Here is a 2271-nt window from a genome sequence, read left to right as displayed (position 1 = left end):
CGACAAGGTGAAGCTGGTCGTCGCCCCGGACTTCCCGGAAACCGACAATCCCTGGGTGCGCGAACGGGCGCAGCGGACCGCCTCCGTCGCATCCGCGGCCTCGGCGTCGAGGGCGGCGCGCTCCTCCCCGGACAGCACGCCGATGCCCGCGCATTGCGCCTCCAGCGCCGCCAACGCCTGTTGCTCCTCCTTCAGCCGCTCATGGGCGGCGATGGAGATGCGGGAGTAGATTTCCGTGCCGGTCAGCAGCTCCAGCAGGGCCGACCGCTCGGTCGCCGGGGCCTTGAGGAAATTGGCGAAGTCGCCCTGGGCCAGCAGAACGGCGCGGCGGAACTGCTCGAAGCTGAGACCCAGCCGGGAGGCGATCTCCTCCAGCACGCTGGTCTTGCCGTCGCCCAGGCGCTTGCCGTCCGCCAGGGCGGTCAGGCTCATCGTCTGCTTCTGAAGCTGCCCGCGCGCGTTCTGCCGCGCCCGCCGCAACTCCCAGCGCGCGCGGTAGGCGGCGCCGTCGATGCCGAGGAAGTCCACCTCCGCCCAGCCGGAGCCCGCGCCGCGGCGCAGGATGCTGCGCACGTCGGTGGTGCTGATCGCGTCGGTGTCCCCGCTGGCGCCCAGGGCCACGCCGCGCCCGTCCGGCAGCCGGGGCATCCGGTCGAACAAGGCGAGGCACAGCGCGTCGAGGATCGTGCTCTTGCCGGCGCCGGTCGGGCCGGTGATGGCGAACAGGCCGGCGTGGCGCAGCGGCCCGCCGCCCAGCTCCACCGCGAAGGTCCCGTCCAGGCTGGCCAGATTGCAGCCGCGAACCGCCAGAATCCGCATCACGCACCCTCCTGAACGGTGGTCACCAGTTCGTGGAAGGCGGCGAGCAGCGCCGGTTCCGGATCGCCCTCATGGTGGCGGCGGTAGAGCCGCAGGAACACGTCTTCCGGCGCCAGTTCCGCCAGATCGGCCAGCGGTGCGGATTCGGCGAGCGCCTCCCCACTGCCGGTCAGCCGCAGGGCGAGTTTCACCAGCCGCGCCGGGCGCCCGGCCAGCGCCGCCACCACCTCCTCCCGCAGGGCCGGGCGGGGCGCCGGCAACTCGACCGACACCTCGACATAGGGCCAGTCCTCGCGCGGCAGGGCGTTGTCCAATTCCAGTGCGGCCAACGCGGCCAGCGCGTCCTCCGGCGCCGCGAACCGCCCGCCGCCGGGGATGCGCCGGATGGCGACGAAGCGGGGCACCCGCAAAGCCTCCACCCCGGTCAGCCGCCCCTCCGCGATATCGGCCAGCACCACCTGATGCGGGTAAGGCTCCTCGTCCACGGCCAGGGGGAGCGGAGACCCGCTGTAGCGCACCGACTCGCGCGTGCCCACAGCCTGCGCCCGGTGCAGATGGCCCAGCGCCACATAGGCGGCGTCCTCCGGGAAGACGTCCACCGGCAGCGCGTGCTGGTTGCCGCCCAGAATCTTGCGCTCGCTGAGTTCGGACAGGGCGCCGTCGCGCATGTAGCAGTGACCGGTGAGGACCAGCGCCTCCCCGGGCATCGACGCGCGCCGCCCGGCCTCCGCGGCGGCCTCGTAAACGCGGCGCACCCCCTCGACCAGCGGGTCGGCGCCCGCCGCCATCTCCTCCTCGCTCAGCGGCGGCAGGTCGGCGGGGCGGAGGTAGGGCACCGCGACGCAGCGCGCGGCGATCGCGCCATGGCGGTCGGTCAGCGGCACCACCAGCCCCTCCGGCGCGAAGGTCCCGTCCTCGCCCACCGGCAGGGCGCCGACCACCCGCACCCCCATCTCCGTCAGCAGGGGGGAGGGCGCCTCAAGCCGGCTGCCGCTGTCGTGGTTGCCGGCAATCACCACGATGTCCAGCGCCGGACAGCGCGCCCTGGCCCGCGCCAGGAACCGGTAGAAGAGGCCGAGCGCCGGGATCGGCGGATTCTGTCCGTCGAACACATCCCCGGCGATGACCAGCGCATCCACGGCCCGCTCCGCAAGCTGGTCGAGAAGCCAATCAAGGAAACGCGCGTGCTCGTGCTCGCGCGCGAAGCCATGCAGGGTCTGCCCGAGGTGCCAGTCGGCGGTGTGGAGAAGGCGCATGGGAGGAAACGGATCCATCGGAAAGGGAACCGGCATTCTACGAAAGCGCGGCGGCGAACGCGCCGTGTGAAAAAATCGCCGTGGGTCGAAAAAAGCGCTTGCCACCCCGAGTGAGCCCGCATATAAAGCGCCTCCCGACGCGGTGGCCGCCAACGAGGCGACGGCGGGTCGGGAAAACAGAAGACATTCTGGCCCT

2 protein-coding genes are annotated in these 2271 nt (G+C 72.2%); both read right to left on the bottom strand.

Features of this window, described 5'->3' with window-relative positions; all coding sequences use genetic code 11:
- Positions 1–819 (bottom strand): AAA family ATPase (locus QSG27_RS28610; RefSeq protein ID WP_306712210.1); only part of this gene is annotated, 819 nt, incomplete at its 3' end.
- Positions 819–2075 carry an exonuclease SbcCD subunit D gene (locus tag QSG27_RS28605; protein ID WP_306712208.1) on the bottom strand — a complete coding sequence of 419 codons (1257 nt, stop codon included), beginning with the start codon at positions 2073–2075 and terminating at the stop codon, positions 819–821. The genes QSG27_RS28610 and QSG27_RS28605, both read right to left, overlap by 1 nt.
- Positions 2076–2271: the final 196 nt, after the last annotated feature.

Source organism: Azospirillum isscasi, from assembly GCF_030849505.1.
In the GTDB taxonomy this organism is placed as follows: Bacteria; Pseudomonadota; Alphaproteobacteria; order Azospirillales; family Azospirillaceae; genus Azospirillum; species Azospirillum isscasi.
The sequence above is the reverse complement of the archived record's forward strand: the minus strand, read 5'-3'. Positions and strand labels throughout refer to the sequence as shown.